The 6,956-nt window shown below is 70.3% G+C and carries 7 protein-coding genes and 1 pseudogene; all 8 read right to left on the minus strand.

Annotated features, from left to right (window positions below):
• Positions 1-43: 43 nt before the first annotated feature.
• The gene (locus BMZ82_RS10940; protein WP_093774255.1) at positions 44-1,435 is read right to left on the minus strand and encodes a tyrosine-type recombinase/integrase; all 1,392 of its coding nucleotides are present in this window, start codon (positions 1,433-1,435) and stop codon (positions 44-46) included.
• Between the two features lie 67 nt (positions 1,436-1,502).
• Positions 1,503-1,706 (minus strand): helix-turn-helix domain-containing protein, encoded by a 204-nt coding sequence (locus BMZ82_RS10945; protein ID WP_093774257.1) that lies wholly within the window; start codon positions 1,704-1,706, stop codon positions 1,503-1,505.
• A 308-nt stretch (positions 1,707-2,014) separates the two neighbouring features.
• A complete protein-coding gene (locus BMZ82_RS10950) occupies positions 2,015-3,559 on the minus strand; it encodes a YfjI family protein (protein ID WP_093774259.1) in 1,545 nt (514 codons plus the stop codon).
• On the minus strand, positions 3,556-3,897 hold the full coding sequence (locus BMZ82_RS41695) for a hypothetical protein (RefSeq protein ID WP_256251850.1): 342 nt from the start codon (positions 3,895-3,897) through the stop codon (positions 3,556-3,558). Before BMZ82_RS41695 ends, BMZ82_RS10950 begins: the two co-directional genes overlap by 4 nt.
• On the minus strand, positions 3,894-4,775 hold the full coding sequence (locus BMZ82_RS10960; protein WP_093774263.1) for a bifunctional DNA primase/polymerase: 882 nt from the start codon (positions 4,773-4,775) through the stop codon (positions 3,894-3,896). The genes BMZ82_RS41695 and BMZ82_RS10960 overlap by 4 nt, the downstream gene beginning before the upstream one ends.
• Positions 4,772-5,518 (minus strand): class I SAM-dependent methyltransferase, encoded by a 747-nt coding sequence (locus BMZ82_RS10965; protein ID WP_093774265.1) that lies wholly within the window; start codon positions 5,516-5,518, stop codon positions 4,772-4,774. Before BMZ82_RS10965 ends, BMZ82_RS10960 begins: the two co-directional genes overlap by 4 nt.
• Positions 5,519-5,606: 88 nt before the next feature.
• Complete coding sequence (locus tag BMZ82_RS10970) at positions 5,607-5,918, minus strand: hypothetical protein (RefSeq protein WP_093774267.1); 312 nt, start codon at positions 5,916-5,918, stop codon at positions 5,607-5,609.
• A gap of 230 nt (positions 5,919-6,148) precedes the next feature.
• Positions 6,149-6,956, minus strand: a pseudogene (locus BMZ82_RS10975) (hypothetical protein); the annotation flags it as partial.

Consider the following 6,956-nt stretch of genomic DNA (forward strand, 5'->3'; position numbering starts at 1 on the left):
AGAAGCCTCAGGACTCACTCGCCGTGACCTGGGGCTTTTGCTTTTATCGGATGCGTCGGCGACGGCGGGCGCGGGCCGTGCGGCTGTCCGTGGTCTCAATTGTGGTCTCAACCGAGGGTTCCGGGCCAGGCATGAAGGTGTCTCCCATGCGGCGCATGGCGTCCTTGGAGAGGTGCGACCTTCCCTTCACGTATCGGCGGGTCTGACTGATCTGGGTGTGCCGAAGGATCTCCATGATCGTGGGCATGTCCACCCCGAGTTCGTTGAGGATCGTGCCGGCGGTGTGGCGGCTTCCGTCGTACAGGCGGCGGTCGTCGATGCCAGCCTCCGCCAACAGCTCCTTGAACTCCTCCCAGTCCTGTCGGGGGTCGAGCGGACGTCCGTCCGGCCGGGTGAAGACGAGTTTGTGCTCCTGCCACTCGTCACCGGCTTCCGCCCGCAGCCCCTCTTGCTGTGCCTTGTGCTCGTGCAGGTAGGGGATGAACGGTGGCGGGATGGGCACCTCGTTCCGGCTCTTCTTCGTCTTGGGACGGGTGAAGACCAGACCTCCGCCTTTGCGCTCGGGGCACACGCTCGCGTGCCGGGTGCAGTCCTTCGGGCACGGCTTGGGGCACCCGCGCTTGTAGTTCGTGTGCGTCTTGCAGCCCGGCGGGCACAGGTTGAAGCGGTGAAGCCGCTCGCCGCAGGCGCGCGGGTCCTTGCAGCCGTGACGCCACGTGAGCCGCTGAATCTGCCACTGTGGGTGGAACAGTTCGTTGTCGAAGTCGACGTATGGCCACCTCAACCCCAGGGTCTCGCCCTGGCGGAAGCCCATGCCGACACCGACGCACCAACGCATGAAGGTCGGTCGCTTTGCGGCTGCTTTGAGGAACGCCTTTGCCTCCTCGGTCGTGAACGGGTTCGCCTCCGTCTCGTCGACCGTCGGAGGGTCCACGAGCGTGGCCACGTTCTCGCCGATGATGCGGCGGCGGTGGGCGATTTTCAGGGCGCGGGACAGGATGCGGTGCACTTTGAGCACGTGGGAGGGGGCGTGCCCCTCATTGAGCATGACGCGGTACATGCGTTCCAAGTGCTCCGGTTGGAGCTTGTCCAGCCGGTGCTTCCCGATGCCGGGGATGATGTCGTTGCGGGTCTTGGACCAGTAGTCATCCAGGGAACGCGGCTTGAGCTTCAGGCTCGCGATATCGGTGAGGTATGTGGTCATCCACTGACCCACGGTCGGCTTGCGGCCGGCCTTTGGGGCGCGTCCCTTGTCGCGCTGGTTCTCCAAGTCGCGTACCTTGCGCCGTACTTCGGGTTCCGTCCTGGCGCGGCGATGACGCCGGTCGGCGCTACCGTCGTTCTTGACGCCCATCGTGACGCGGCCGTGCCACCAACCGTCACTGCCCTCGTAGACGGACGATTCCATGTTCAGCTTCTTGGGGCGGGGGCTCATGAGCTCCTCTGTGCAGCAGAGCGGCCCCGGACCGAAGTCCGGGGCCGTGTGGGGCGGTAGGTGTTGGTCAGGCGGCGACGGGTTCGAGGGCGTCGACGTATGCCTCGAGGTCGCGTCGTCGGATACGACGGGAGCGGCCCCGTTTGACGTAGATCAGGGACCCTTCGGCCATCAACTCGTAGACGGTCGAACGGCCGAAGCGGAGAACCGTTGCGGCTTCTTCCGGGGTGTAGAGCAGTTGGTCGGTGGGCGGCGCGATGGCGGTACTCAACGGGGCGTACCTCCGGGGAGGGCTCTTGGGAGAGGTCGTGGGCGGGCAATCTGCTGACAGAACTGACAGAACCTCGCCGCTAGGCCGCTGACCTGCGGTTTCGAGGGGTTCGTGATCTTTGACAGAACTGAATTAAAACCTGACAGAACCTCGGCGGGCGGGGTTCTGTCATGGAGGCTCTCGACGCGGGTCGGGAGTTCTGTCGAGTTTTAACCAGGTTCTGTCACAAGCGCGATGGTGCTTGTTTGTGCAGGTCAGCGGCTTGCGGTGGGGGTTCTGTCAGTTGTGTCAGCGGGTTGGGGGTTGTGTCAGGCGCTGCGGGGGATGCGGGGGTGGGTTTCGTAGCGGGGGGAGGGGGGCCGGCCGCCGCGGCCGGTGCGCGGGGGCGGGGGGACCTGCCGGATCCAGCCGTGTTCTTCGAGCAGGGTCAGGGCGGGGTCGAGGTCGCCGATGGCGGGGAAGTCCGCCCGCCGCAGCATGCGGAAGAGCTCCCGCTTGGTGAACTGCGTCGTGCCGCTGGTGACGAGCTGGGCGAGGACGGTGAGGGCGGCGTCGTGGGCGGGGTCGGCGCTCATGGTGTCGAACACGTCCAGGGCGTGCGCGGTGAAGTAGTCGCCCAGCTCGGTTGCGGCGGCCATGGTGGCGGCCTCGATCGGCTTGTGCCACCCGTCCTCGAGGTGAGCCGCGAGGTGCAGCAGTCCGGCGATGCGGGCCACGGCTCCGTCCCGTTTGGACGCCCATTTCACGATCGGGGCGTAGCTGCCGTCCGGGCCGAGACGGGACTCGGTGACCTTCTGGAAGGCGAGCAGGACCGCATCGGCTTCGGGGGTGAGCTGGAGCAGCGCGGGATCGGTCCAGTCGGCCAGGGCGAGGGTGAGGCCGCTCAGGCGCCGGCCGTAGGCGGCGGTCACCTGCTCGTCGAGGAGTTCCGGGGTGAGGTTGCGGCGCCCGACCAGGGACAGGGGCTTGGAGTAGAGGAAGCGGGCGAGGAGGCCGCGGCCGTCGGCTCCGTCGATGCGGGAGAGCGCGTCGAGGACTTCCGGCTGGACCGCGAGGCCGATGGTGACGGCGGGGGCGTCGACGTGCTGGGCTTCACGGCCCTGACGGTTGACGCGGACCATGTCGCCGGCGTGGCCTTTGAGGAACATGCCCATGTTGGGCTTGCCGCTGTAGCGGCCGGCGATGATGTCGAACAGTTCGCCCTCGGCGCTCAGGCAGGCGATCCGTCCGCCCTGCTGGTCGAGCAGGGTCCCGATGTTCTCCGGGGTCACGTCGTCCGCGACGAGTTGCGGCACGGCTGGAACGCTCATCTCGTCGACGGCTTGGGCGAGTTCGACGGCTTCGGCGGTGAGCGCGGCGCGCTGGTCGGGCTCGGCGGCTGCGGCTTTGCCCGCGGCCTTGTCGGCCGCGGCCTTGGCCAGGCGGACCATTGTTTCCGCTTCCGCCCGTACGGGCCCGGACAGCTCGATCAGGGCTTTCTCTGCGGCGAGCAGGGGGCTGACCATGAGGTCGAACACGGCGCTCTTGCGGTTGCCGGGGGGCAGGGCGACGGCGGTGTAGATGTTGACCGGCTCACGCCAGTGCCCGCGCACGCACACCTTCACCCGCCCGCCAGCAGCGGTGGCGAGGACGGCGAGCGCGAGACACCCGGCGAGATCCGTCGGAGTCTGGGTCTCCTCGGCGACCCCGCGCACCATGCCGGCGAGCCAGCCGGGCAGGGCATCGACGGGGAACGGGGGGAGCGCGGGGCGGGACTTGAGGGGGACCGGTTCGTCCCAGACGGGTCCGGCGATGTCCTCGGCGGTCAGGTCGAACCCTTCCCACAGGTCGGGGCTCACGTCGTTCGCGGTCATGCGGCCGTCCTTCCTTCCAGCGTGCGGGCGATGCGGGGGCAGGCGGCACTGTGCGCGGTGTGGTCTTCCACGAGGCGGGCGACGGCGGCGCGGCCCACGGCGTGACGGTCGTAGCCGCACAGGCACCAGGAACGCGCGGACGGCGTCACGGACCAGTCCGGCGGCGCCATGATGTGCAGCCAGGCCACGGGGCGACGCCCGTCGTCCGGGCGCGGCTCCGAGCGACGTGCAGAAAGGACGCCCTGCCGGGCGGCGACCCTCGCGCCCACGGCCGTCTGCTGTCCGGCCGGTACTGCGGCATGCGGACGGTTGCCGGGGGCGAGCGGCTGTGCGGTCATGCTGCCGCTCCCCGGCCGGTGTTGAGGCCGTTGGTGACCGCGCGGCGGGCGTAGTCCTCCGGGACGCCCACGGCGACGGCGGCGGCCACGATCTCCTCCCCGATCACGTCCAGCGCGCACGGGCCGGGGCACTGGGCGTGCTGGGCGGCGAGGAAGCGGGCGACGCCGAAGGCCTGTGAGCCTGCGCCGGATTCGGTGCGGGCGGATACGAGGGTGAGGCCGCGTTCAAGGCCGGTACGGACGTAGCGCTCGGTGTGCCGGCATCCGGTGGCCACGCTGCGGCTCCACGGGGCGCGGGCCGGGACGGAAGAAGAGGCCAAGCCTGCCGGGGCGGGGTTGGTGTCTTCCTTCACGACCAGGGCGCGCACGGCGGGCGACAGTGCGGTCATGCGGCCGGTGCCGGGACCGAGCCAGCGGGCGTACTGCATGAGCGACTTGACGTCGACCCCGGGCCGCACCGCGTTCGCCGACCGCATCACGCCCCGGTAGATCCAGTGCTCGCCGCGCGTGGTGGGCACGGTCCGGGTGGCGGGCAGGGTCTCCCTGGCCCACGCGACGGCGTTGGGGGTGTCGAGGTCGACCACGGTCACCCCGGCACCACCGGGGTGGTAGGCGACCGCGACGGCCCGACGCCATGCCGCCTCCCACGCGGGGGAGGTGAGGATGCGGGTGTCGGTGGTGGCTGCGGCCCAGGCATGGCAGACGTCGGGGCAGAGGCAGGGACCGGCGCTCTTCATGTTCGGCCGGCCGCCGCACGCGTTCTTGGCGCAGGCGGGGCAGTTGCCGAACGGCACCTTCCCGGCGCGCAGGGGCAGGGGCGGGACACCGTGGGCGGCGAGGGACAGCGCGATGTGCAGTGGCGAGGGGGCGGCGGTCATGCAGCCACCTCCAACTCGGCGGCGAGGGTGCCGAGGAACGCAGCACCGATCCACTCGGTGTAGGCGGGCGGGAGCGCCTCCCGCAGCCGAAGGTGATCGGTCGACCAGTCGATCCGCTTGGCCTCGCGGATCTCGTCGACGGTGGCCTTGCCGCCGCCCTTGCCGTACGCGGCGACGTACGGCCCGTCGTGGAATTCGCCGTGCCGCCAGCCGCGCACCCTGCCCCGATGCCGGGGGTGGGCCGGTTGCGGGGTGGTCCAGCGTCCGAGTTCGAAGTAGCGGTGCATGAGCACCTGGAGCCCGAACATCTCGCCGCACAGACGGACGTCCTTGCGCACGTCGGAGCCGGCCACGTTCTCGATCACGTACGGCCGCCCCGTCGCCTCCAACGCGGCGCGGGTCGGGGCGATGAGGCGGGGGTAGGTGCGCCCGATCGCCGCGTTGCGGGCGGCGTTCGTGCCCTTGGTCGGGGCGCCCTCGCCCTGGCACGGTGGAGACGCGTGGATGAAGTCGAACTCGTGCCCGTGCTCGCGGATGTAATCGACCGCGTCGCCCTGGTGGAAGGCGTCGCCGCAGTAGTCGGGTTGGGCTTCCTTGTCCACGCCGGTGATGTGGCAGTTCCTGAAGGAGCGTCGGTAGCCCTCGGTGCCGCCGCCGATGCAGGAGTAGGCGTCGAGCACCCGAAGGGGCTCGATCCGGGAGAGTAAGGCGAGGGCTCGCCCGATGGGGGTGGGTTGCGTCATGCTGGATGACCTCCACATGTCAGTTGGTGGCAGGTGGACAAGGGCGACCCCGACTTCTTGCCGGAATGGAGGGTCGCCCTTGGCGTAGCTAGTGGTTCTTGGTGCGGGCGAGTTTGAGGGTGATGCCGCCGACGCCGATGGGTCCGGCGGCGCCGGCGATGACGGTGGCGGTGTGGGCGGCGAAGTCGAGGAGGTAGCAGAGGGCGGCGACCAGTCCCCAGCCGCCTAAGACGGCGGCGCCGGCGATCGCGAACGGGTACAGCAGGCGCTGCCACGAGAAGCCGTTGGCAGTGGTGTCGTTGGTGACGATGACGACCGGTTGCCCGGTGGCTTGTGCGCGGTGGTAGACGTCGGCGGGGATGTGCGGGGCGATGCGGCCGGGCGGGTCGGGCTGGTTCACGGGGGCTCCTTCGGGCGGGCAGCGGGCCCGCGCCGAAGAGGGTGCGGGCCCGTGCGGGGTGGGTGGTGTGCTTGTCGCGTGACTTGTCGTCTCTCTTGTCGTGCGGCTTGTCGCTTGTCTTGTCTTGTCGCTTGTCTTGTCGCTTGTCGCCTCCCAGGTCAGAGACGCTTTTCAAGCTCGAATCGCGTGAGGCGCGCGTGGTCGGCGTTCTGTCGACAAGCAGGCGCTGGTCAGTCCTGCGGGGGCTGTCCGGGGGTGTGGGAGGCGTGGACGTAGCGGGTTTTGGTGCCCTCCCCGACGCGCACCGCGGTGCCGTCGTTCGCCCATTCCTTCAGCCAGCCCACGACCGTCTGACGGGTCGTGCCGTGCTCGCCGGCGAGCGCGCGGGCGATCGCCGACGCCCCGGTCCCGTCGGGTCCGGCGGCGAGCAATGCGGCGAGTGCGGCGCGCTGCGCGGGGCTGTCGTGCTCGCCCCGCAGCGCGGACAGGTTCAGCCCGCCGGTGGCGGCCGGCTGGGCGGTGTCGGGGGTGTGGGGGTCGGTCGCCGTGCCGAATTCGGCGTCGATCTGCTCGCGGAAGCGGCGGGCGAGTTCGTCTTCCGCCGACCCCGGCCGCGGCGGTACGCCGCGTAGGGCGGAGAGGTTCAGCCCGCCCCCGGCCGGACCGTCTGCGGACTCGCCGCCGTCGGTGTCGGGCTGGTCGTGCATCCATGCGGTGCGTTCCGTGTCCCACCGCCGGGCATACGCGGGTCCGGCCGCCTTGGCGGACACCGGGTCGAGGGTGGGGTGCAGGTCGGAGGTGGCGGCGGTGATCTCGGTGATCTGGTTGGGGAGGATCCGCCAGGCCTTGAACAGGCCGGCCGGTGACTCGGGGGTGCCCATGAACCCGGCGCCCTTGTAGGGGGCCTGGTCGACGCGCAGTCCGCGGGCGCCGGGGAACATCTTGGAGAGGTCCATGCCCTCGGTCTCGCCGCCGGTGAGGGCGACGCGGACCTTGCCTTCCCGGCGGATCATCAGGTTGCCCAGTACGGCGCCGGTG

The sequence above is a fragment of the Streptomyces sp. yr375 genome, assembly GCF_900110755.1.
Classification (GTDB): domain Bacteria; phylum Actinomycetota; class Actinomycetes; order Streptomycetales; family Streptomycetaceae; genus Streptomyces.